The sequence below is a fragment of the Methylobacterium ajmalii genome (assembly GCF_016613415.1).
Lineage (GTDB): Bacteria > Pseudomonadota > Alphaproteobacteria > Rhizobiales > Beijerinckiaceae > Methylobacterium > Methylobacterium ajmalii.
The window spans coordinates 15,027-36,161 of the sequence record NZ_JACWCT010000027.1; the positions used below are offsets into that span (position 1 = coordinate 15,027).

At 72.4% G+C, this 21,135-nt stretch carries 17 protein-coding genes; 4 read left to right on the forward strand and 13 right to left on the reverse strand.

Annotation, left to right across the window (positions count from 1 at the left end; all coding sequences use genetic code 11):
• Nucleotides 1–270 precede the first annotated feature (270 nt).
• The 4 genes from HPY23_RS05170 to HPY23_RS05185 all read right to left on the reverse strand — a co-directional run bounded on the left by HPY23_RS05170 (nt 271) and on the right by HPY23_RS05185 (nt 4,117).
• Nucleotides 271–777, reverse strand: a complete 507-nt coding sequence (locus tag HPY23_RS05170; RefSeq protein ID WP_060849951.1) for a hypothetical protein — start codon at nt 775–777, stop codon at nt 271–273.
• Complete coding sequence (locus tag HPY23_RS05175; RefSeq protein ID WP_091887852.1) at nt 774–2,576, reverse strand: PQQ-dependent dehydrogenase, methanol/ethanol family; 1,803 nt, start codon at nt 2,574–2,576, stop codon at nt 774–776. The genes HPY23_RS05170 and HPY23_RS05175 overlap by 4 nt, the downstream gene beginning before the upstream one ends.
• Before the next feature lie 221 nt (nt 2,577–2,797).
• Nucleotides 2,798–3,367: a QcrA and Rieske domain-containing protein gene (locus tag HPY23_RS05180; RefSeq protein WP_063920147.1), complete on the reverse strand. Its 570-nt coding sequence runs from the start codon at nt 3,365–3,367 to the stop codon at nt 2,798–2,800.
• Nucleotides 3,368–3,535: 168 nt separating this feature from the next.
• Nucleotides 3,536–4,117, reverse strand: a complete 582-nt coding sequence (locus tag HPY23_RS05185; RefSeq protein WP_175539994.1) for an SCO family protein — start codon at nt 4,115–4,117, stop codon at nt 3,536–3,538.
• 281 nt (nt 4,118–4,398) lie between these two features.
• Between HPY23_RS05185 and HPY23_RS05190 the strand changes: the two genes are divergently transcribed.
• Nucleotides 4,399–4,878, forward strand: coding sequence for a cupin domain-containing protein (locus tag HPY23_RS05190; protein WP_091887848.1), 480 nt, complete (start codon nt 4,399–4,401; stop codon nt 4,876–4,878).
• A gap of 303 nt (nt 4,879–5,181) precedes the next feature.
• On the opposite strand, the gene HPY23_RS05195 is transcribed toward HPY23_RS05190, so the two are convergent.
• The 4 genes from HPY23_RS05195 to hisC all read right to left on the reverse strand — a co-directional run bounded on the left by HPY23_RS05195 (nt 5,182) and on the right by hisC (nt 9,275).
• On the reverse strand, nt 5,182–5,910 hold the full coding sequence (locus HPY23_RS05195) for an SDR family oxidoreductase (RefSeq protein ID WP_091887846.1): 729 nt from the start codon (nt 5,908–5,910) through the stop codon (nt 5,182–5,184).
• A gap of 23 nt (nt 5,911–5,933) precedes the next feature.
• Entirely contained in the window at nt 5,934–7,130 is a 1,197-nt protein-coding gene (locus tag HPY23_RS05200) for a patatin-like phospholipase family protein (protein ID WP_175539993.1), read from the reverse strand.
• A 107-nt stretch (nt 7,131–7,237) separates the two neighbouring features.
• Nucleotides 7,238–8,170 carry a prephenate/arogenate dehydrogenase family protein gene (locus HPY23_RS05205; protein WP_060849955.1) on the reverse strand — a complete coding sequence of 311 codons (933 nt, stop codon included), beginning with the start codon at nt 8,168–8,170 and terminating at the stop codon, nt 7,238–7,240.
• Complete coding sequence (gene hisC, locus HPY23_RS05210) at nt 8,163–9,275, reverse strand: histidinol-phosphate transaminase (RefSeq protein WP_091887844.1); 1,113 nt, start codon at nt 9,273–9,275, stop codon at nt 8,163–8,165. The genes HPY23_RS05205 and hisC overlap by 8 nt, the downstream gene beginning before the upstream one ends.
• Nucleotides 9,276–9,556: 281 nt before the next feature.
• Here hisC and HPY23_RS05215 point away from each other — a divergent pair, with 281 nt between their 5' ends.
• Complete coding sequence (locus tag HPY23_RS05215; RefSeq protein ID WP_091887842.1) at nt 9,557–10,336, forward strand: DUF1499 domain-containing protein; 780 nt, start codon at nt 9,557–9,559, stop codon at nt 10,334–10,336.
• Nucleotides 10,337–10,350: 14 nt separating this feature from the next.
• On the opposite strand, the gene HPY23_RS05220 is transcribed toward HPY23_RS05215, so the two are convergent.
• On the reverse strand, nt 10,351–11,343 hold the full coding sequence (locus tag HPY23_RS05220; protein WP_091887840.1) for an aldo/keto reductase: 993 nt from the start codon (nt 11,341–11,343) through the stop codon (nt 10,351–10,353).
• Nucleotides 11,344–11,439: 96 nt separating this feature from the next.
• Here HPY23_RS05220 and HPY23_RS05225 point away from each other — a divergent pair, with 96 nt between their 5' ends.
• Nucleotides 11,440–12,333, forward strand: a complete 894-nt coding sequence (locus HPY23_RS05225) for a LysR family transcriptional regulator (protein ID WP_060849959.1) — start codon at nt 11,440–11,442, stop codon at nt 12,331–12,333.
• Nucleotides 12,334–12,355: 22 nt separating this feature from the next.
• On the opposite strand, the gene HPY23_RS05230 is transcribed toward HPY23_RS05225, so the two are convergent.
• Nucleotides 12,356–12,616 (reverse strand): hypothetical protein, encoded by a 261-nt coding sequence (locus HPY23_RS05230; protein WP_091887838.1) that lies wholly within the window; start codon nt 12,614–12,616, stop codon nt 12,356–12,358.
• Between the two features lie 273 nt (nt 12,617–12,889).
• The gene (locus tag HPY23_RS05235; RefSeq protein ID WP_048426219.1) at nt 12,890–13,093 is read right to left on the reverse strand and encodes a hypothetical protein; all 204 of its coding nucleotides are present in this window, start codon (nt 13,091–13,093) and stop codon (nt 12,890–12,892) included.
• A 249-nt stretch (nt 13,094–13,342) separates the two neighbouring features.
• Here HPY23_RS05235 and HPY23_RS05240 point away from each other — a divergent pair, with 249 nt between their 5' ends.
• Complete coding sequence (locus tag HPY23_RS05240) at nt 13,343–14,017, forward strand: spermidine synthase (protein ID WP_060849961.1); 675 nt, start codon at nt 13,343–13,345, stop codon at nt 14,015–14,017.
• Between the two features lie 98 nt (nt 14,018–14,115).
• Here the strand turns inward: HPY23_RS05240 and HPY23_RS05245 are convergent, their stop codons facing one another.
• Both HPY23_RS05245 and HPY23_RS05250 read right to left on the reverse strand, forming a co-directional pair.
• Complete coding sequence (locus HPY23_RS05245) at nt 14,116–15,099, reverse strand: Hint domain-containing protein (protein ID WP_091887836.1); 984 nt, start codon at nt 15,097–15,099, stop codon at nt 14,116–14,118.
• A 593-nt stretch (nt 15,100–15,692) separates the two neighbouring features.
• Nucleotides 15,693–21,005 (reverse strand): alpha-2-macroglobulin family protein, encoded by a 5,313-nt coding sequence (locus tag HPY23_RS05250; RefSeq protein WP_091887834.1) that lies wholly within the window; start codon nt 21,003–21,005, stop codon nt 15,693–15,695.
• Nucleotides 21,006–21,135 lie beyond the last annotated feature (130 nt).

Consider the following 21,135-nt stretch of genomic DNA (forward strand, 5'->3'; position numbering starts at 1 on the left):
GCACGACAGGAGCGCGAAAATCGCGGTGATGGTTGTCCCACCTGCGGCCTCATCCTGAGGTGCTGCCGCTTGCGGCAGCCTCGAAGGAGGGTTCCAGGTCTCGCCGAGACTTCTGGAGCCCTCCTTCAAGGTCAGTCGATCTTCAATCGACTGACACCTCAGGATGAGGTCGGGAGTGGGAAGCGCCGCACGTGAAATGTCATGCCGTGTGCTCTGCGGCCTGTAAGATCATTTGCCCAAGATCATTTGCCCAAGATCATTTGCCCAAGATCATTTGCCCCTCGGCGGCCCGGTCGGAACCAGGAGGGCGATCCGGTAGGTCCCGCCCTCGCGGCCGACCAGGAACACGCTGGTGGGGGCGGCGTCGCCCTCGACCGGCGGCTCGTCGAACACCACCCGCAGCCGCTCGGTCACGGGCATGTTGGCCTTGAGCGTGCCGCGGGCGGTCGCCTCGGCGAGGCCGTCCTCCGGCATCGGCTCCAGGGCCGCGGCCTTGATCGGCCGGCCGAAGCCGGAGCGGATCTGGTAGAGCGTCAGGCGCTTGCGCTGCGCCCTTGTGCCGGTCCAGTTCACCAGCCGCTCGAAGGCGGCGATGTCGTGGTCGGTCATGGCCTTCGTCACGTAGGCGACGAGGGCGTCGGGTCGGGCGGGGAGGGGAGCGCCGCTCCCGGCCGTCGCCTCCGGTGCGGGCTGCGCCGCGGCCGGCCCCGCGAAGAGGCCGGCCACGAGCGCCAGGGCGGCGAGACGCAGCCCCGGCTTCGCCGAGCGGCGGGTCACTTGGCCGTCGCCTCCTCGCCCATCACCCGGAAGACCCAGATCACCCCGCCCTGCGGCAGGACGCTGACCCGGCGCTCCTCGGGGATGAGCGCGTTGATGCCGGTCAGCATCCGCTCGGCGTCGACGCCCCAGCCGGCCTGGACCGCGACGTACTGGATCCCGTCGACCATGTAGCTCGACGGCACGCCGGTGACTCCGGAATTGAGCCGCGTCTCCCACAGCACCTTGCCGGTGGTGCCGTCGAGCGCCCGGAACTTCCGGTCGCTGGTGCCGCCGGCGAAGATCAGCCCGCTGCCGGTGGTGAGCAGCGGCCCCCAGTTCGCCGAATCCTGGAAGTCGTGCTGCCAGGCCTTCTTGCCGGTCTTCGGATCCCAGGCCTGGATCGCCCCGATGGCGAAGGGCTTCGACTTGTCGACCCCGTCGCGCAGGCGCAGCGAGTTCAGCACCTCGTCGATCGGGATGCCGATATAAAGTTCGCCCGGCTTGCGTGTGCCGGCCTGGGCGCCGGCCAGCTCCGAGCACAGGTTGTCGTTGGACGGGATGTAGAACAGCCCGGTCTTCGGGTTGTAGGCCTCCGGTGGCCAGTCCTTCCCGCCCCACAGGCCGGGGCAGAAGGCGGCGCGCCGGTTGATGCCCGGGATCTTGGACTGGTCGTAGGTCGGCCGGCCGGTCTTCGGATCGAGCGAGGCGAAGACGTCCTGGTGCACGAACGGCTTGCCGTCGACGAAGCTCAACGGCCCGTCCTTGCTGCGCTCGAGCGTCCAGAGGTAGCCGTTGCGGCCGGCATGGATCGCGGCGGGGATCTTCCTGCCGTCGCGCTCGATGTCGATCAGCACCGGCGCCGAGACCTCGTCCCAGTCCCAGGCGTCGTTCCAGTGATACTGGTGGTGGCCCTTGATCTTGCCGCTGTCGAGGTCGAGCGCGACGACCGACGAGGTGTAGAGGTTGTCGCCCGGCCGCGCGTCCGGCGTCCAGGGCCCGCCGTTGCCGGTGCCGAAATAGGCGAGGTTGGCGGCCGGGTCGTAGCTGCCCTGGATCCAGACCGAGCCGCCGCCGGTCTTCCAGGAATCGCCCTTCCAGGTGTCGGCCGCCGGGTCGCCGGGGCCGGCGACCGTGTAGGTCTTCCAGGCCTCGTGGCCGGTCTCGGCGTCGAGCGCCGTGATGAAGCCGCGCACGCCGTACTCGCCGCCGGAGACGCCGACGACGACCTTGCCCTTGGCCACCAGCGGCGAGAGCGTCATGTAGTAGCCGTCCTGCCAGGGGGCGACGCACTTCTCCCACTTCACCTTGCCGGTGGTGGCGCCGAGCGCGACCACGCAGGCATCGGTGGTGGTCATGTAGACGCTGTCGCCGTAGAGCCCGACGCCGCGGTTGGTCGGATGGAGCTGGGACAGCTCCGGCGGCAGCTCCTTCTGGTAGCGCCACAGGATCTCGCCGGTGCGGGCGTTGATCGCCATCACCTGGGCCTGCGGGGTTGTGACGAACATCACCCCGTTGTTGACGATCGGCGGGGCCTGGTGGCCTTCGCTGACGCCGGTCGACAGGCTCCAGGCCGGGACGAGCTTGGTGACGTTCTTGGCGGTGATCTGGTCGAGCGGGGAATAGCCCCAGCTCTGGTAGTTGCCTCGGTATTGCAGCCAGTTCTCCGGCTCGGGATTCGCGAGCCGCTGGTCGGTGACCGGCTTGTAGTCGACCTTGTCGGCCGGGCCGGCCTTGGCCGGCGCACCGGCGAGCGCGAGGGCCACCGCACAGGGCGCGACCGCGGTGAGCCAGTGCCTGGCCCGAACGAGACGTGACATGCTGCTCTCCTGACAGACGGGGACGGGCAGGGGCCGGCCCGGCATTTCCTCGATCTCGGTGCTTTTGCCCGATTGATTGTCCGGACCCGCGTCGTTGCTGCGCGAGCCCCGGTCTCTCCTCGGCGAGGACCGACAGGGTTGCCGTCCTCGTCTAGGGTCGGACAGCGCGGCGGCGCTGCCGTTCTCATCGCGAGGCGGCGCGGGCGCCGCCTCGAACCCGCTCAGGCGGCGCCCGGCCCCGGCTTGCCGATGAAGCCGCCGGCCACCATGAGCGCGCCGCCCTCGCCCCTGGCCAGCGGCAGGACCGGCAGGCGCTTGCGCGCCGGCCCCTTGGCGACCCGTCCGCCCTCGGCGGGCAGGAACTCGGAATGGTGGCAGAAGCAGCTCAGGCGCTTCGTCTCGTGGTTCCAGCCCGAGATGGTGCAGCCCTGGTGCGTGCAGACGCCAGAGAGCGCCACGACGCCCTCGACCGCGTGGGCGCGCTGGTCCTCGGCGACCTGATCGGGGGCGACCCGCACCAGGATGATCTTGGAAAAGCGCGAGCCCTCGCGCCGGACGCCCTGCGGATCGACCGCCACCGCCTCGATGAGTTCGCCGCCGACCGGCAGGCCGTCGAGCGTCACGGCCTGCCCCGCCTTCGCCCCGTCGGCCAGCACCAGCCGGTCGCCCTTCTGCGGCAGCGTGTCCTCCGGCCCCGCGAAGGCGGCGCCCCCGGCCGCGCAGCAGGCAACGGCTCCCATCACGACGCTGCGCCGGTCGAGACCGGGCGCGCGCTGCCCCTCACGAGCCATCTTTCCTCCCGTTACACGTTCTTATGTTTTTCTAATTTCACCTATGAGTAGCCGACAGGGTGCGGGCGTCAACCCGCTTCGTGTCGGGATGTCGTCGTTTCGACGTGGCGCGACGCACGCTCTACTTGGTGCGACGCGAGAGCGACTTGTGCAATGCAATAGAGCGCGTCAGCGGGCCAGGGCCGCCCGGAGCGTCGCGGCCAGGGCGTCCGGGTCGATCCCGTTCGGCAGCCGCGCCATCACGTCGCCCGCCGGGCCGACGAGGAAGAGGTCGCCCGGATGGTCCACCACCCCGTCGTGACGCCGGATCGGGGCCGCGACCGCGGCCGCGAGGGCGTCGATCACCGCGACAGGGCCGGTCACCGCCACGATGGCGGGATGGAAGGTGTCGAGGTAGCGGGCGAGCGCCGCGGGACCGTCGCGCTCGGGATCGGCCGCGACCAGCACCGGCACCAACCGGGCCAGCAGGGCGGGGGGCAACTCGTCGAGGGCCTGGGTCACGGTCATCAGCGCGGTCGGGCACAGGTCCGGGCAGCGCGTGTAGCCGAAATAGACCAGGCGCAGGCGCCCGGCGAAGCGGGCCTCGTCGAGCACGGCGCCGGTCTGGTCGACGAGACCGTGCCCGGCCGGCCAGGCCAGGGAGCCGGAGGCGGGACGCGCGGCGGGCGCGCCGACGGCCCCGCCCGCAAGGAGCAGCGCCAGCGAGAGCACCCGGGCCACCGGCCGCACCCTTGCCGAGACGGAAAACATGGCTTCGACCCTGCACCCCGCCATGACTTAAAGCGTCTCCGCGGGCCGGCGCCAGCGACCGGCAGACGATGTCGCGGGGTTATTCCCGCACCTCGCAGGGTCGTGATGGCGCGATGTGAGCCGGGAGACGACACGCGATGCCACGCTGATCGCGAAAGGACTTCCTTAACCGCTCCATGCCGCCCCGGCGGCATTCGGGCGGATTCGCACGATCGTCGCAGGTCGCCGTTAAGGCTGCCTGGCCCAATGTTGCTGGAGCGGAAACAATCGGCGGCGAGGCCATGGCGATCATCAAGCAGCTCATCACCACCTCCGGGCCGCTCCTGGCCTATCTCGGTGCGATGCCGCTCGCGCGGATGATCCCGTTCCGATCGCGCTCCGCCCCGCCGCTCCTCGACGGCCCGGTGCAGCGCACCGTCGACTTCCCGGCGGTGCAGCCGCCGGCCGAGCCCTATGCCTGGCCGCGCTCGCACATCCTGTCGGGCGATCCGGTCCAGACCGCGACCTATATCTACACCAGCCCCGACGGCCTGTTCGCCGCCGGCATCTGGACCTGCGCGATCGGCAAGTTCCGCATCGATTTCGGCCGGGCCGAGTTCATCCAGATCCTGGAGGGCGAGGTGATCGTCACCGACGCCGAGGGCACCGCCCGCACCTACCGGGCCGGCGACGCCTTCGTCACGCCGAAGGGCTTCTCCGGAACCTGGGACGTGATCGCACCGATCAAGAAGCACTTCACCTGGTACGGCTCTGGGGAGTGAGTCAGCGTTGCCGGACGGGCGCGATACCGCTTCGGGAGACAAACGGCCGATCCGGTTCGGCATCCCAGGGTGAGGCTGCCGAATGGGTATAACGTTCCGGCGATGAGAAAAATATCAGAGCCTGTTTGAGAAAAAATTGATGTAACTGAGACTATCCTACCCTGCCACCTCAGGATGAGGTGATAGGGTAGGATATCTGAAGATCGCTGTCGGCGTTGGCCAGTCACAATCAAACAGACAGGCTCGCAGCTGACTAGCTTCGCACAGCAATCGGCAAGTGCGGCCCCAACCCCGGGGCGGCGATCACAGATCGAAGTTCGTCGGCAGCATCACCACGTCGCGGATGGTCATGCCGCGCGGGCGCGTCAGCATGAACATCACCACGTTCGCCACCTCCTCTGGCTCAAGCAGGCTGCCGGAGGCGCGGGCCTCCGCCAGCTTCTCGGGCGGCCAGTCGGCGAGGAGCGCGGTGACGACCGGGCCGGGCGAGATCGCGCCGACGCGGATGCCGTGCTTGAACACCTGCCGGCGGGTCGTCTGGACGAAGCAGTTGATCGCCCATTTCGACGAGGCGTAGACCGGCTCCCACGGCGTCGGGTAGTGGGCGGCGAGCGAACTCGTCAAGATGATGTCGCCCGAGCCGCGCGCGATCATGTGCGGCAGCACGTCGTGGACGTTCTTCATCACGACGTTGACGTTGAGATTCAGCATCCGGTCGATCGCCGCCGACTCGTTGTCCACGAGGTCGCCGCCGACGTACGTGCCCGCGTTGGCGTGCAGGATGTCGAGCCGGCCGGCGGCGTCCAGGATCCGCGGCAGCAGACCGGCGCAGGCGGCGGGATCGAGGAGGTCGAGGGGCAGCGCGAGCGCCGCCGCGCCGTGCCGGGCGCACAGGCCGGCGAGCGCCGCCTCGTCCCGGTCGACGAGGACCACGCGGGCACCCGCCGCCAGCATCGCCTCGGCGCTCGCGAGCCCGATGCCCGACGCCGCGCCGGTGACCGCCGCGACCTTGCCGTCCAGTTCGCCCGCCACGGTAACTCCCCCCGTCGTTCGCGTTACCGCAGCGCCAGCGCGGGCACCGCCGGCTCGCCGTCGCGCGGCAGGTTCGTCTGCCACACCGTGCCGCTGCTGCCCTTCTGGTATCCGTCGTCGTAGAGCTTGCGCATGTAGGCGGTGTCGAAGCCCTGCGAGGCCGGGACCTCCGGAATGCGCCGGTCGATGTAGGTCAGGTTGAAGCCCATGCCGTTGCGGCGGGCGAAGGCGTAGGTGCTGGCGAGTGTGGCCCGTGCGCGGGAGCGCCCGACGGTCGAGAGCGAGCGCACGGCGATCGGCAGGGTGCCGTTCTGGACGAGGTCGAAGCTCGGCTCGATGCGGCCGTTGATGACGACGTAGATGTTGGGCTTGCCGCGGCTCTCGGCGATGCGCCCATCCTGGGTCAGGAAGGCCTCCGGCAGGGTGAAGACCGGGGTCACCACCGAGCCGTCGACATGCATCTCCTGGAAGGCGTGGTTGCCGGCCTGGGCGTCGATCAGCATCGGCGGGAAGACCGCCGGCACGCTGGCCGAGGCGGTCAGCACGTCGCGGAAGAGGTCGCGGGCGTTGGGCTGGCCGCTCGCCGCGATGGCGCCCATGTCCCAGATCACGGCGCGCTGCGAATCGAGGTTGGTGGTGACGACGAGGAGGCGCCGTCCCTTGTTATGCTCCTCGGCCACCGCCGCGATCAGGTCCGGGGTGACGTAGCGCCCGACGAGGTCGCGCAGGCGCGCGTCGCCGAACAGGCCGTCGCCGGTCAGCACGTTGAGGGGGTTGGGCGAGCGAACGAGCGTAGCGGCCTCGCCGCTGGTGTAGATCTCGCGCAGGTACCCGTCATAGGCGGGGCCCAGGAAGGCGAAGGGCGCGATGAGCGCGCCGGTCGAGACGCCCGAGACCATGGTGAAGTTCGGCCGCCGGCCGGTCTGGCTCCAGCCGTTGAGCACGCCGGCGCCGTAGGCCCCGTCGCCGCCGCCGCCCGAGAGGGCGAGGTAGCTGAACGGCTCGCGCGAGCCCTTCACCTGGTCGGCGACCGCGGCGAAGCTGCGGGCCGAGCCGTCGGCCCAGAACCGCACCTCGGGGGCCTGGCCCGGCACGGTGGCGATGGCGGCCTCCGCGGCCGTGTAGGGCGCGCGCGGCAGCGACGCGCAGGCGGCGGCCTGCGCCCCGATCAGGGCGACCGCGAGGCCGCGCATCCAGGTCGATCGATGGGACACGATCATTGCACCACGAGTTTCACCACGCCGCCCTCGCCGGGGAGTATCCGACGAAGACGACGAAACGGCAACGCTTATGGCAAAGCTCGAGCGGTGGAACGGTTCCGCCGTCTCTATTCCGCCGCCTTGGGTCCACCGCCGCGGCGGCCGAAATCCGGCTCGGCGGTCTCCTGGCCCATGGCGACGATGCCGCGGCGGATGGCGCGGGTGCGGGTGAACAGGGCGTGCAGCGCCTCGCCGTCGTCCCAGCGGATGGCGCGGGCGAGCGCCGACAGGTCCTCGTTGAAGCGTCCCAGCATCTCCAGCACCGCCTCCTTGTTGGTGAGGAAGATGTCGCGCCACATCGTCGGGTCGGAGGCGGCGATGCGGGTGAAGTCGCGAAAGCCGCCGGCCGAGAACTTGATCACCTCGGACTGGGTCACGGTCTCGAGGTCGGCGGCGGTACCGACGATGTTGTAGGCGATGAGGTGCGGGACGTGGCTGGTGATCGCCAGCACCAGGTCGTGATGGGCCGGCGTCATCGTCTCGACGACCGAACCCAGCCCCTCCCAGAAGCCGCGCACTCGCGCCACCGCCGCCGGGTCCGTGCCCTCCGGCGGGGTGAGGATGCACCAGCGGCCGTGGAACAGGGCGGCGAAGCCCGCATCCGGCCCCGAATGCTCGGTGCCGGCGACCGGGTGGGCGGGCACGAAGCTCACGCCCTCGGGCAGATGCGGGGTGGCGGCCGCCACCACCGCGGCCTTGACCGAGCCGACGTCGGACAGGATCGCGCCGGGCGCGAGCGCCCCGGCGATCTCGGCGGCCACCGCCCCGATGGCGCCGACCGGCACGCACAGGATCACGAGGTCGGCCCCCGCCACCCCGGCGGCGAGGTCGGTCGTCACGGTGTCGGCGAGGCCGAGCGCCCGCACGCGGTCGATCACGCCCTCGTCGCGGTCGACCGCGACGATCTCGCGGGCGAGCCCGCCCGCCCGGGCGCCCCGGGCGAGCGAGGAGCCGATCAGCCCGAGGCCGACGAGCGCCAGGCGCCGGAACGGCTCAGCCACGCGGCTCGCCCTTCATGAAGGCGGTGAGGGCCGCCACCAGGGCCTCGTTGGATTCGGCGGCGCCGATCGTCAGGCGCAGCGCGTTCGGCAGGCCGTAGGCCGCCACCCGGCGCAGGATCATCCCGCGGGCGGTGAGGTAGGCGTCGGCGTCGGCCGCGGTGCGGCCGGCCTCCTCGGGGAAGTGGATCAGCACGAAGTTGCCGACGCTTGGCGTCACGGTCAGGCCGAGGCCTTCCAGCGCCTGCGTCACCTTCGGCAGCCAGGCGTCGTTGTGGGCGACCGCGGCGGCGATGTGAGCGTCGTCGGCCATCGCGGCGGCGCCGGCGGTGATCGCCGCGGCGCCGAGGTTGAACGGGCCGCGGATGCGGTTGACCGCGTCGACGATGGCGGCGGGCGCCACCATCCAGCCGATGCGGAGCGCGGCGAGCCCGTACGCCTTCGAGAAGGTGCGGGTCATCACGACGTTCTCGGATTCGGAGACCAGCTCCAGGCCGGCCGCGTAGTCGTTGCGCCGGACGTACTCGGCATAGGCCGCGTCGAGCACCAGCAGCACCGACTTCGGCAGGCCGGCATGGAGGCGGCGCACTTCGTCGAACGGCAGGTAGGTGCCGGTCGGGTTGTTGGGGTTGGCGAGGTAGACGATGCGGGTCTTGTCGGTCACCGCCGCCAGGATCGCGTCGACGTCGGCCGTATGGTCGCGCTCGGGCACCACCACCGGCGTGCCGCCCGCCGCCAGGATGGCGATGCGGTACACCAGGAAGCCGTACTGCGAATAAACGCCCTCGTCGCCCGGGCCCATATAGGCGTAGGTCAGGAGAGACAGCAGCTCGTCCGAGCCGGCGCCGCAGACGATGCGCTCCGGATCGAGGCCGTATTTCTGGGCGATGGCCTGGCGCAGCTTGGTCGCCGAGCCGTCGGGATAGAGCTCCAGGTGCCCGGCCGTCTCCTGCATCGCCGCGATCGCCGCCGGGCTCGGGCCCATCGGGTTCTCGTTCGAGGACAGCTTGTGGAGCTTCACGCCGGCCGGCGCCGCGCTCTTGCCCGGGACATAGGCCTCGATCGCGAGGACACCGGGGCGCGGGACGGGGCGAAGGGCGGCGGACATGGGCGGACCTGGGTTCGGGGGAGGATGGGGAACCTGAAGCCGTCTAGAACAAGTCGGCGGTTTGGGAAACGGCGCCGGAGCGGGGGAGGGCTGCATGCGCGCACGCTTCCGCGGACGGGGCTGTGCGCTCCCGCCCGTTTCGCCGGCCAGCCGCCGGGCGCCCGGTAGCGCGGGCGGCCGGGGAGCGATAAACCGGGCCTCAGCGATGCCGCCCGCCCCGGCGCGGCCGAGACCCGCCGGATCATGCGCCGCCAGCCCCCCCGCTCCCTCCGCTATCCGACATGCGCCGCCTGATCCTCGAGGAGCCCGTCACCCGGGCGGCGCCGTGGTCGCTGCGCCTCGCCTGGTTCTCCCTCGCGGTAGTCGCCATCGCCCTCGTGCTGGTGCGCGACCCGCGGGCCGAGACCGACGCGGCGATGACGGTGCTGGTCTCCGGGGTCGGGCTCGCGGCGCTCGCGGTCCTGCTCGCGCTGGCGGCCTTCGTGCGGATCTGGCGCGAGGGCGCGCAGGGCCTGCGCACCGCGGTGGGCGGGCTGCTGCTCGCCGCCCTGGTCCTGGCCTATCCGGCCTACATGACCGCGCGCGGCGTGATGCTGCCCCCGCTCACCGATGTCTCGACCGACATCGAGAATCCTCCGGCCTTCTCGCGTTCGCGCGCCGCCTGGGAGGCCCGGAACTGGCGCCTGCCGCGGGATTCGAGCCCCGCCGCCCGTGCGCTCCAGCGCGAGGCCTACCCGCAGATCGCCCCCCTGACCCTCGATCTCGGCCCCGACGAGGCCTTCGCGCTCGCCCTCAAGGCGGCGCAGAACCGCAAGTGGCAGGTGGTGGAATCCTACCGGCCCGGCGGCCGGGTGGGGAACGGCCGCATCGAGGCGGTGGTGCGCTCGCGCCTGCTCGGCCTGCCCTACGACGTGACGGTGCGGCTGCATCCGCGGGCCGACGGCACCCGCATCGACGCGCGCTCCTCGACCCGCTTCGGCGACCGCGACTACGGCCAGAACGCCGACCACATCCGCGCCTATCTCGACGAGATCGGCAACCTCGCCCTCGCTGTGAAGTGAGGCGCCGGACCTGCCTATCCGGCCGCGCTCTCGATGCCCGCCATCCCGCCCTCGGGGTAGCGCGCCCCGGCCGCTGCACCGGGCGCGAACAGGGCGTCGAGCGCCGCGATGTCGGCCGGGGTCAGCGTCAGGTCGGCCGCGCCGGCGTTCTCGGCCAGGCGCTCGGGCCGGCGCGTGCCGGGGATCGGGATGACGTGCGGGGCCCGGGCCATCAGCCAGGCGAGCGCGACCTGGCCGGCCGTGGCGCCGTGCGCGCCGGCGAAGGCGCACAGCGCCTCGGCGAGGAGGCGGTTGCGGTCGAGCGCCTCGCCCTGGAAGCGCGGGTTGCTGCGGCGGAAATCGTCCGGCGCGAGCGCCGCGACGTCGACTTGGCCCGTCAGGAAGCCGCGGCCGAGCGGCGAATAGGCGACGAGCGCGACACCGAGCTCCCGGCAGGTCTCGATCAGGCCGCATTCCGGCTCCCGGCTCCACAGCGAGTATTCGGTCTGCACCGCGGCGATCGGGTGGACCGCGTGGGCGGCCCGCAGGGTCTCGGGCGAGACCTCCGACAGGCCGAGCGCCCGCACCTTTCCGGCCTCGACGAGGCGCGCCATGGTGCCGATCATCTCGGCCACCGGCACCGCCGGGTCGCGGCGGTGGCAGTAGTAGAGGTCGATGATCTCGACGCCGAGGCGGCGCAGGGATCCCTTGCAGGCCGCCGTGAGGTAGGCCGGGCTGTTGTCGATCCGTCGCGCGCCCGAGCCCGGCTCGCGCACGATGCCGAACTTCGTCGCGACGACCACCCGGTCGCGGCGGCCCCGCAGCACGCCGCCGATCAGGGTCTCGTTGCGGCCGTGGCCGTACATGTCGGCGGTGTCGAGGAAATCGTAGCCGAGGTCGAGGGCGGCCGCGAGGGCGTCCGGCGCCGCCGCCGCGTCGGTCGGGCCGTAGAATTCCGAGAAGCCCATGCACCCGAGGCCGGGGGCGGAGACGGTGAGGCCGGAGCGGCCGAGGGAACGTCGCAGCATGAATGGATCCTCCTGTCGGACCGCCCCGATCTGGCGTTCCGGCACCCGGCGGATAAGCTGCGCCGCTCCGCATGAGCCGATGAGCCAGGCTCACCAATGGTCCGCGCCGACCTCTCCGACCTCGCGGCCTTCGCGGCGGTGGCCCATCACCGCAGCTTCCGGCGTGCGGCGGCCGCGCTCGGCCTGTCGCCCTCGGCCCTGAGCCACGCCCTGCGGGGCCTGGAGGAGCGGATGGGCGTGCGCCTCCTCAACCGGACCACCCGCAGCCTCGCCCCGACCGAGGCCGGCGCCGCCCTGCTGGCGCGGCTCGGTCCCGCCCTCGACGAGATCGCGCAGGCGGTTGCGGCGGCCTCCGCGTCGGCCGGGCGGCCCGCCGGGACCCTGCGGCTCAACGCGCCGCACAGCGCCTGCCGGCTGGTGCTGCGGCCGCTGCTCGCTCGCTTTCTCGCGGCGCATCCGGATGTCCGGGTCGAGATGGCGAGCGACGACGCGCTCAGCGACATCGTCGGGGAGGGGTTCGATGCCGGGGTGCGGTTCGGCGAGTGCCTGGCCCTCGACATGGTGGCGGTGCCGCTCGGCGGGCCGCAGCGCTTCGCCGTCGTCGCGGCGCCGGCCTACCTGGCGGCACGCGGCACGCCGCGGGAGCCGGAGGACCTCGCCGGCCATGCCTGCCTGCGCCAGCGTTTTCCCGGCGGCGGCCTGTTCGCGTGGGAGCTGGAGCGCGACGGCGTCGTGCCGGTGCTCGACCTCGACGGACCGCTGATCCTCGGGAGCCAAGACCTCATCCGGCTCGCTGCCCTCGACGGGATCGGCAACGGGTTCGTCTTCGAGGCCGAGGTCGCCGCCGACCTCGCAGCCGGCCGCCTGGTGCAACTCCTGGAAGCGTGGTGTCCGCCCTTTCCGGGCTTCCACCTCTACTATCCGGGGCGCCGGCAGGTGCCGGCGCCGCTCAGGGCTTTCCTCGACCTGGTGCGGCGGGCGGAGCCGTGACGGACGCGCCCGCGCGCAGGATCTAGTCGGCGTCCTTCTCGGCGTTCTCCGCGCCCTCGCCCTCGGCGGAGGCCTCCGAGGTGTCGTCCGTCTCGGACGGCTCCTGCGCGTCGGCCGTGTCCTGGGGGAACGACTTGCCGAAGCCGGGCTTGGCGGGGCGGTTCTTGCGGGCATTGGCCGGCGAGGCGGTGTGGGCCGGCATCGCCGAGAGCCGCGCGATCCGCGCCTTGAACTCCTCGGTCGAGGGGCTCTGGGCGGAGCCGGTGATGAACATCTTGGCCACGGTGGGTCCTCCGGTGGCGGAAATGCGGACCCGCCCGGGGGCGCTCTGCCCGCGATCGGTGCCGCTGGACAGATTTCGCGATCACGTCGGAAGGATGTTTCGGAGCAGGCGCCCCGTCGTCGGGGCGATGAGATCCAAGAAAACCCGGACACGTATCGTCAGGTTGATCATGACCGATGTCATGATCATTGACAAGGTGAAACTCTTTGTCTCGCGAGCGGCGGGTCCGGCCGCGCGGCTCGCCCTCCTCGCGCGGCGAGCGTGCGCGCGGCCTCAGCGGCGGCGCGGATCGGCCGGCCGGAAGGCGCGCTCCACGGCGGCGGTGGCGCTGGCATAGGCCCGCTCCTCGCTGTCGTGCGGGCGGTCGGACCGCTCCAGCAGCTTGCCGTGCTTGCGGATCGCCCAGCCGAACTTTCCTTTCGGGCTGGTCAGCGGGGCCACCTCGATGGTGAAGGGATAGAATTCGTTCTCGCTCATCTCGCGGTTTATGGCACGGAACCGCGGCCGAGGACACACCTTCGCGGGACAGAATGCGGGAGGAACCCGCCGCTCGACGGGGCGGGGCGCGCCGTGCGATAGCCGGCCCGGTCCCGCTGCTCCGCCCGCACTGCGTTGGCGGCCGTGAGCCGACGATCCGGCGCGGCTGCCCGCGCGGTTCTTCTCCACGTTTCCCCGCCTTTACCGCCGCCCGATCGCCCCCCTGCGCGGTCCCGATGGAGTCCGACCTTGATTCCCTGGGTTCACCTCGACACCAGCCCGATCCCCGGCGAGACCGCATCGCTGCGCCTGATGCGGCGCGGCGACGAGTTCGCGATCGTGGTCGATTCGATCGAGCTGATGAACAGCCGCCGCAGCGGCTCGGAGCGGGCGCTCGCCTCCCTGGCCTGCGGGCGCCTGCGCGAGTGCCGGCGTCCCCGGGTGCTGATCGGGGGGCTCGGCATGGGCTTCACCCTGCGGGCGGCGCTGGACGAACTGGCTCCGGACGCGGAGGTCGTCGTCGCCGAGCTGGTCCCCGCCGTCGTCGCCTGGGCGCGGGGCCCGCTCGCGCATCTCTTCGCCGGCAGCCTCGACGATCCCCGCGTCACCCTGCGGGAGACCGACGTCCACCACGTGATCGATCGCGGACCGGGCGCCTACGACGCCATCCTGCTCGACGTGGACAACGGTCCCGAGGGGCTGGTGCAGCAGACCAACGACCGCCTCTACGACGTCGCCGGCCTCGGCCGGGCGCACCGGGCCCTCAAGCCGGGTGGCCTCCTCGGAGTCTGGTCGGAGCGCCCCGACCGCAAGTTCAAGTCCCGGCTCCAGCGCGGCGGCTTCACGGTCGAGGAGCACAAGGTCCGCTCGGCCGGCAGCGGCGGCCGGCACGTGGTCTGGATCGGCGAGAAGACAGCCGCGTAGCGATAGGGAATGAGACCCGGCGCGTCCAAGCGCGCCGGGACCTCCAATTCCGGCGGACGGGGCCGGGCCGCGAGCGACCGGCTTCGTCCCGACAGCCGTCAGGCGGCGATCCAGGCGAAGCGCTCGGCCTCGTCCCAGGCACAAGCCTCGCCGAGGCTGTGGGCGAACACCCCCGAGAGCCGCGCCCGCTCGGCCTCGACCACCGGCCCATCGACCGCGACCGGACGGCAGCGGGCGGAGAGCCCCGGCACGACGAAGTCGGGATTGTGCAGGGCGTGGTCGGAGCCTTCCGTGAAGAACGGCCGGTCGCCCCAGTCGAGGTAGCTCTCGGCCGCCAGGCCCTCGGCGAGCAGGATGTCGTGGGCGTCGAGCTCGACGTGCCAGTAGGTCACGGAAGCGGCCGGCTCGCGCGCGATGGTGGTGCCGTTGATCAGGCACATCACCGGGACGAGGTGACCGCCCGCGCCGTTCGCGTCGGCACCGACCAGCACCGGGTGGCCGGGCGAGAGCGAGAGGTCGCGGGTGGGCAGCCCGCCGCCGAAGGCGCCGGCGCGGATGCGGACGGGCTGCTGGTCGTGGGGCAGGCTCCCGCCCGCGCCGTCGAGGGTGCGGTGCCCGATCCAGATCACCGGTCGCAGGGCGCCGGAGGCGGTCACTGCCCGATCGCCGACCTGCAAATCCTCGACCGCGACCTCGCCGCGATCCGTGCGGATCAGCGTGCCGGTGGTGAAGCAGACCGGCGCGTAGTCGGTCGGGGTGTTGTTGCCGTCGAAGGTGACGCGCTGGCGCGGCGCGAGCGTGGTGTTCGACAGGACGTAGCGGGTGGTCGGGTTGGCCGGATCGTTCGTGAACTGGATCATGTTCGACGAGTCGTACTGCGTCGCGTACAGCGTCTTCGTCGTGGAGGCCGTCTCGGCCGGGAAGATGCCCGTGGCCTGGACCGTGTCGCCGACCTTGTTGACCGTGCCGGTCACCGTGATGCTCGACGTCGAGACGTCGTCGATGCCGAAGCCCGCCGACGGGGCGCCGTCGTCCGAGCCGACGAAACCGGCGCCGTACACTGTATTGTTGAAGGTCGGCATGGCAGTGCGCTCCCCGTTTTATTGGTATGGTCGAAATCGATCTCAGGCATCGCGAAGGGGCGCGCATCCGCGGGGCGGTGCGTGGTCCCTCTCTCTCTCTGCATCGTGGCAGCCGTGGCGGCGACGGGAGCAGGATATGCACGCCGCATGGCGTCGCGACAGCCGGTCGTGAGAACAATCCCGGCGTATTTGCGGGCGATGTTGCTTTGCGATGACAGGATCTTGGCATCCTGTCGGCCAGGTACCATCGCTTTCTCGGGGTTAGGAAGGGATTTTGCCTGATTATCCCGAAGGGGATTGCCTATTTTTCCCGTCTCTTCGTCTTTCGATGCCCGATCAGGCGTATCGCGGCAGCGTCGGGAGAGCGTCGGCAGGATCTGGTGGGGGCGCTTGCCCGATGGCAAGCATCGGCTTCTTCATCGCCCATCGGACGGGCCGCCATCGCTCGACAGGGGATCGCGGAGCGACGCCGGAACCGGCGTCGCTCCCGCATCCGGGGCATCTCTCGCCGCTCCGGCCTCCGCCCCGCCGCGGCAGGTCTGCCACCTTGGGAGGAATGAGAACCGCGCTCCATCCCGGACACGCCCGCCGGCCTACCGCGCCGCGCCGACCTCCAGCGTCCCGAAGGCCGTGCGGCCGTAGCGCTCGGGCCGGTACATGTCCTCGATCGTCGCCGCCGGGTGGACGTAGCGGCCCGGCGTCACCGCCCGCACCGTGTAGGCGACGCTGAAGAACGCGGACTGGCTCGGGTCGCGGTCGTAGGCCGCGACGAAGCGGTCGTCGCGGAACTCGGTGTGGGTGGGCTTCACGTCGGATTTCGCCCAGGCGAGGCCGGCGGTGGCGTCGGCGTCGAGGAGCTTCGGGTTGTCGATCTCGAGGCCCGCCGGCAGGCGGTCGACGAGGAGGAGGCGCCCGGCGCTGGCCTTGGCCTCGGTCACCTTCAGCACCACCACCAGCCGGTCGTTCTGGCGCAGCTGGGCGAGGTCGGCCGGGCTGCCGTCGAGGCGGTGGTAGCTGCGCTCGACCGTGTAGCCCTTGGCGGCAGCGGGCTCCGGTACCGCCGGATTGCCGGAAATGCCGAGGCTGATCGGAACCGGGGTGCTGCCGCGGTTCGTCACCGTCACGGGCCTGGTGTCCAGCGCCGCCCCCGGGAAGGTGCGGTAGAGCGCGCCCGCCACCGGCGCGCCGTCGAGGGCGAGGGCGGGTGTCTCCTTCGCGTCCGTCGCCGTGTCCTTGGCGAGCTCGGCGGCTGCCAGCACCATCCAGGCCTGTTCCTGGGTGCTGGTCGCCCGGCCGGAAGTCCGCTCCTCGCCGACCACGGTGCCGAGCGGCCCGATCGCGTCGCGGGCGATGCCGGTCTCGGCGGCGAGCGCGATCAGCCCGGCGCCGTCGCGCAGGCGCGAGCCGTAATCGGCCCGGTAGGTGCCGGCATCGCGCTCGGCCTTGAGCGCCGCCACAGCGGCCTCGAAGGCGGTGCGGGCCCGGGTCCGGTCGCCGAGCAGCGCCAGCGCCGCGGCGATCTGGCCGCGGGCGAGCGGGGTCGAGAAGGCGGCGAGCTTGGTGTCGGCGAGGTAGCGCAGGTCCCCCATCACCGGGCGGCCGTTGCGGGCGAGCACGTAGGCCGCGTAGGCGAGATCGAGGCCGCCCTCGGTGACGTCGTTGGCGTTCGCCACCGTGTTGCGCAGCCGGTCGAGCGCGAGGATCAGCGCCGGCGGCGGCACCGCGAAACCCTTCTCCTTCGCCCGGGTCAGGAAGTCGGTGGCGTAGGCGGTGAGCCAGAGGTCCTCGGCATTCCCCGCCGACCACAGCCCGAAGGCGCCGCTCGCATCCTGGCGCGACAGCACCCGGTCGATCGCGCTCCGCACCCGCTCGTCGGCGGTGCCGTCGAGGCCGAGTTGCGAGAGCGCCGCCAGGCGGTTGACCGAGAGGAGCGGCAGGGCCCGGCTCACCACCTGCTCGGTGCAGCCGTAGGGGTAGCGGTCGAGGGCCAGGAGCAGGGCCGGTACGTCGATGCCCGACAGGGGCGAGGCGGCGAGCGTCACCGCGCCGGTGCCGGGGATCACCTCGGCGAGGAGGTCGCCCGAGAGGGTCAGGCTGGCGCCGGGCTCCAGGGTGCGGACCTCCCGGCGCAGCAGCGTCCCGGTCCCGGGCTGGATCGCGAGGGTGAAGCTCTGGCCGGCGGGTTCGGTCAGCCCCGGTCCGGTCAGCCGCAGGTCGACCCGGGCGAGGCCCGGCCCGGCGGCGGTGAGCGGGATCTCGACGCTGGTGCGCCCGCCCGCCGCGAGGGGCAGGGAGCGGGTCAGCGCGCCTGCCGGCGCGATGGCCGGGCCGGCGAGGTCGACGTCGACCGCGTAGTCGCCCGCCGCCCCCTCGACGTTGTCGAGGGCGACGTGGAGGCGCGAGCGGTCGCCGACGGCGAGGAAGCGCGGCAGGGTGCCGCTCGCCACCACGGGATCGCGGATCACCACGTCGGCGGAGGCCGCGCCGACGCGCGCGGCGCTCCAGGCCGTCGCCATCACCCGGGCGGTGCCGTTGAAGGCCGGCAGGGGGAAGCTCACCTCGGCCCGCCCGTCCGGGCCGACCGTGACGACGCCCGAGTAGCGGGCGAGCGGCGCCTGGGCGGGCGGCGCGCCGTCGAGCTCGGCGCCGCCGGCATCGCCGCCGGAGCGGATCGCGCCGAGCGTGCCCTGCATCCCGTCGATCAGGTAGCCGTAGAGGTCGCGGATCTCGGCCGAGAGCGCCTTCTGGCCGAAGAAGAACCCGAACGGGTCGGGGGTCGCGTAGCGGGTGAGGTTGAGGATGCCGACATCGACCGCCGCCACGACCACCCGGGCCTCCTCGCCGGCTTTCAGTCCGGTGAGCCGGATCGGCAGGCGCAGCTCGCCCCGGGGCCGCACCTTCTCGGGCGCTTCGAGGGCCACCCCGAGGGTGCGGGCGTCCCGGTCGATCCCGAACCAGGCCAGTCCCATCGCCCGGCCGGGCAGGCGCTTGGCCGCCTGGTCGAGGGGCCGGTAGGCGGTGGCGACGAGGTAGGCGCCCGCGCCCCATTCGGGCTTCACCGGAATCTCGACGGTGGCGCCGGTGGCCGGCAGGTCGAGGGTGCGGATCTCCTGCACCTTGTCGCTCACCACCGCGACGGTGGCGGTGCCGGCAAAGCGCGGCCGCAGCTGCGCCTTCAGGGTGGTGCCGGAGGCGTAGGACTCGCTGTCGAGGGTGAGGTCGAGGAGGTCGGGCGCGTCGGCGCTCTCGCCCCCGCTCCAGCCGACGCCGAACGACAGGCTTGCAGCCTCGAATCCGGGCGCCCGCACCTCCAGCCGGTAGGTGCCGAGATCGACCGGCATCGCGAGCTTTGCCGGCGTGCCGCTCTCCAGGGCCGCGCGGCCGCTGGCGACCTTGGTGGTGGTCTTCACCGGCTCGTAGGCCCAGCGCCCGTCGGCCCGGTACCATTGGTAGCGCCGCTCGACCCGCAGCAGGGTCCAGGTCGCCTCGGCCTGGAGCCGGGTCCCGTCGGGCCGGGCGGCGGCGACCTCGAAGGTCGCGCTCGCGCCCTCCCGCAAGGCGCCGAAGGTCTTCCTGATGCCGAGCACCGGGCCCGCCGGCAGGATCGGCAGGGTCACGCTGCGCTGCACCGCCCGGCCGCCGGGCTCGCCGACCTGGAGCGATACCTTGGCCTCGAACGGCCGCGGCCCGCCGATTGCCGGCACCGGCGCCCGCACGGTGGCGCGCCCCTGCGGGTCGGTGGCGACGGGCGCGTCGAGCTCCGCCGTCACCGGCTCGATGCGCTCGTCGTCGAGGCCGGTCGAGAAATCCTCGAAGCCCTTGATGCCGGTGCGGGCGGCCGGCTGTACCGCGACCGCGCCGGTGACGGAGAGGCCGGCCCCGGGCGCGCCGTAGAGGTAGCGCGCGCTCACCGCCACCGTCGCGGGCTCGCCCGGGCGCAGCGCCGCCTCGGCGGGGGTGAGCGTCACGTCGAGGCGCTCGGGCACGTAATCCTCGACCAGGAAGCTCGCCTCGCCGACCGGCGCCGCCTTCGGGTCGGTATAGGCCGCGACCCGCCAGGTGCCGGCCTGCGCCCCGGGGAGCAGCGGCAACGAGACCGCGCGGCCGCCCAGGCCGCCATCCGCCGCCTGGACCCGGCGGTACTCGACCCCGTCCGGGCGCTTGGCCACCAGGGTGAGCGGCAGGGCCGGGATCGCCGCGCCCTTGGCGTCGCGCAAGAGCGCGGTGAGCTGCACCGTCTCGCCGGAGCGGTAGACCCCGCGCTCGGGGTAGAGGTAGGCCTCGGCCGCGCCCGGCGCCGGCCGGCCCTTCACGCCGCGATCGGCGAGGTCGAAGGCGCTCAGCGACAGATCGAGGAAGCCGTAATCCTCGCCGAGCCGCGCCACGACGAGGCTCGGACTGGCCCCGCCCTCGCCGCGGGACAGCCCCGGATCGAAGGCGGCATGGCCTTGCGCGTCGGTCGCGCGGGTCGCCAGCACCTCGTTGTTGCGGGCGACGAGGCGGATCTCGGCCCCCTTCAGCACCCCGGCCGAGGCCAGCGAGCGGGCGAGCACATGGATCCCGTCCGGGCCCTTGAAGGCGGTGAGGCCGAGATCCGAGACCACGAACCACTGCGTCGCCTCGGTCTCGTAGCCGCCCTCCTCGTCGGCGAGCGCCGCGGTGCCGCTCGGGCGCGCCGACATCACGTAGAGGCCGGGCTCGATCCTGCCGACCGCCTGCAGGACCGGGAAGGCGGTCACCGCCTCGCGGTTCACCTCCGCGGGCGCGGTGTCGAGCGTGCCCTTCCAGACCCGCTGGCCACGCTCGCGGGCGATGGTGCGCAGGCCGCTGCCCGAGAGCTGCGATAAAAATTCGTCGGTGCGAAGCGCCGGCAGGAGGCCGCGGTCGCCTATCCGCACCACCTCGACGTCGAGCTTCGGCGCGTTGACCGAGATGAGTGGCACCCCGGCCTGGCCGGTGCGGGGCAGCACGTAGTTGCGCCCGGTGAAGCGGGCCTGCGGGCTGCGGTCGCGGACGTAGAGGTCGTAATCGGCGGCCTTGCGCAGGCTCTCGCCGACGCTCGACGGCAGGCCCTGGCGCAGCACCACCCCGTAGCGCTCGCCGTGGCGCAAGCCGTCGACGCAGACTTGCTGCCCCTGCGCCGTCACGGCGGCGTCGCCGGTTCCCGACACGGCGACGAAGGGGGCGATCTCGGTCTTCGGGTCGAGGGCCTCCGAGAAGGTGAAGCAGGCCCGCGGCGCGGCGGCGTCGGAATCGACCTTGTAGTCGAGCACCCGGAAGCCGTGGGCGTCGCGCAGGGCCTCGTAGGTCTTGGCGGTCTCCGCGTCGCGGGCGAGCGCCAGGCTCGCCGCATAGGCCTCGAGCGCCGGACGCCAGCTCTCCTGCTTGGCCTGGGCGGCGCCGAGCAGAGCGAGCGCCCTGGCCTCGTCGGCCGGCGAGGTCGCGCGCTGGTAGGCCAGGTAGGCGCCGGCCCGGGCCTCGGTCTTCAGCGTCTGGTTGGTCTCGTAATCGTCGTTCTCGGCGCCGTTGGCGGCCTCCGCGAGGGCGTACCAGTTGCGCCAGTCGGCCGGCTCGGCCACGGCGGCGCGGCGGAAGGCGACGAGCGCCCCGTCGAGGTCGTCCTTGGTGCGCGCGGTCTCCGCCTCGCGGCGCCACTGCGCCGCGGTCTTGGCCCCCGCTCCGCCCTCGCCCTGCAGCCGGGCTTCGAGGCGAACCGCGTCGCTGGCGAGGGCGGGGCGGACGTAGCTCTTGGGGACCTGGCTCTTGGGCGCCGACTGGACCAGGGCGGCGCGGCGGGGGGCCGGGCCCGCCGGCTGCTGGGCCGCGGCCGGACCGAACGCCAGGACCGTGGCCGAGAGACCCGCCAGGAAGCCGGCGACGTGCCCGACCCGGGTGATGATCGTCATGACCGGCCTGTCCCCATTTCCTCGCCCGGCCGGAGCCTAGTGCAGCGTGCGGCCGCGGTGCAATCCGACCTCGCGCCGGTTCGGATGGAATTCGCGGGCTTTCGCGGTGGCGCGAGATCTTGCGCCGACC

Bases quoted from the DNA above. Each gene is read 5' to 3' on its own strand.
- HPY23_RS05245 (WP_091887836.1), bottom strand. From the start codon at position 15,099: ATGCCGACCTTCAACAATACAGTGTACGGCGCCGGTTTCGTCGGCTCG.
- HPY23_RS05190 (WP_091887848.1), top strand. From the start codon at position 4,399: ATGGCGATCATCAAGCAGCTCATCACCACCTCCGGGCCGCTCCTGGCC.
- HPY23_RS05220 (WP_091887840.1), bottom strand. From the start codon at position 11,343: ATGCTGCGACGTTCCCTCGGCCGCTCCGGCCTCACCGTCTCCGCCCCC.
- HPY23_RS05185 (WP_175539994.1), bottom strand. From the start codon at position 4,117: ATGTTTTCCGTCTCGGCAAGGGTGCGGCCGGTGGCCCGGGTGCTCTCG.
- HPY23_RS05250 (WP_091887834.1), bottom strand. From the start codon at position 21,005: ATGACGATCATCACCCGGGTCGGGCACGTCGCCGGCTTCCTGGCGGGT.
- HPY23_RS05175 (WP_091887852.1), bottom strand. From the start codon at position 2,576: ATGTCACGTCTCGTTCGGGCCAGGCACTGGCTCACCGCGGTCGCGCCC.
- hisC (WP_091887844.1), bottom strand. From the start codon at position 9,275: ATGTCCGCCGCCCTTCGCCCCGTCCCGCGCCCCGGTGTCCTCGCGATC.
- HPY23_RS05215 (WP_091887842.1), top strand. From the start codon at position 9,557: ATGCGCCGCCTGATCCTCGAGGAGCCCGTCACCCGGGCGGCGCCGTGG.
- HPY23_RS05180 (WP_063920147.1), bottom strand. From the start codon at position 3,367: ATGGCTCGTGAGGGGCAGCGCGCGCCCGGTCTCGACCGGCGCAGCGTC.
- HPY23_RS05225 (WP_060849959.1), top strand. From the start codon at position 11,440: ATGGTCCGCGCCGACCTCTCCGACCTCGCGGCCTTCGCGGCGGTGGCC.
- HPY23_RS05235 (WP_048426219.1), bottom strand. From the start codon at position 13,093: ATGAGCGAGAACGAATTCTATCCCTTCACCATCGAGGTGGCCCCGCTG.
- HPY23_RS05200 (WP_175539993.1), bottom strand. From the start codon at position 7,130: ATGATCGTGTCCCATCGATCGACCTGGATGCGCGGCCTCGCGGTCGCC.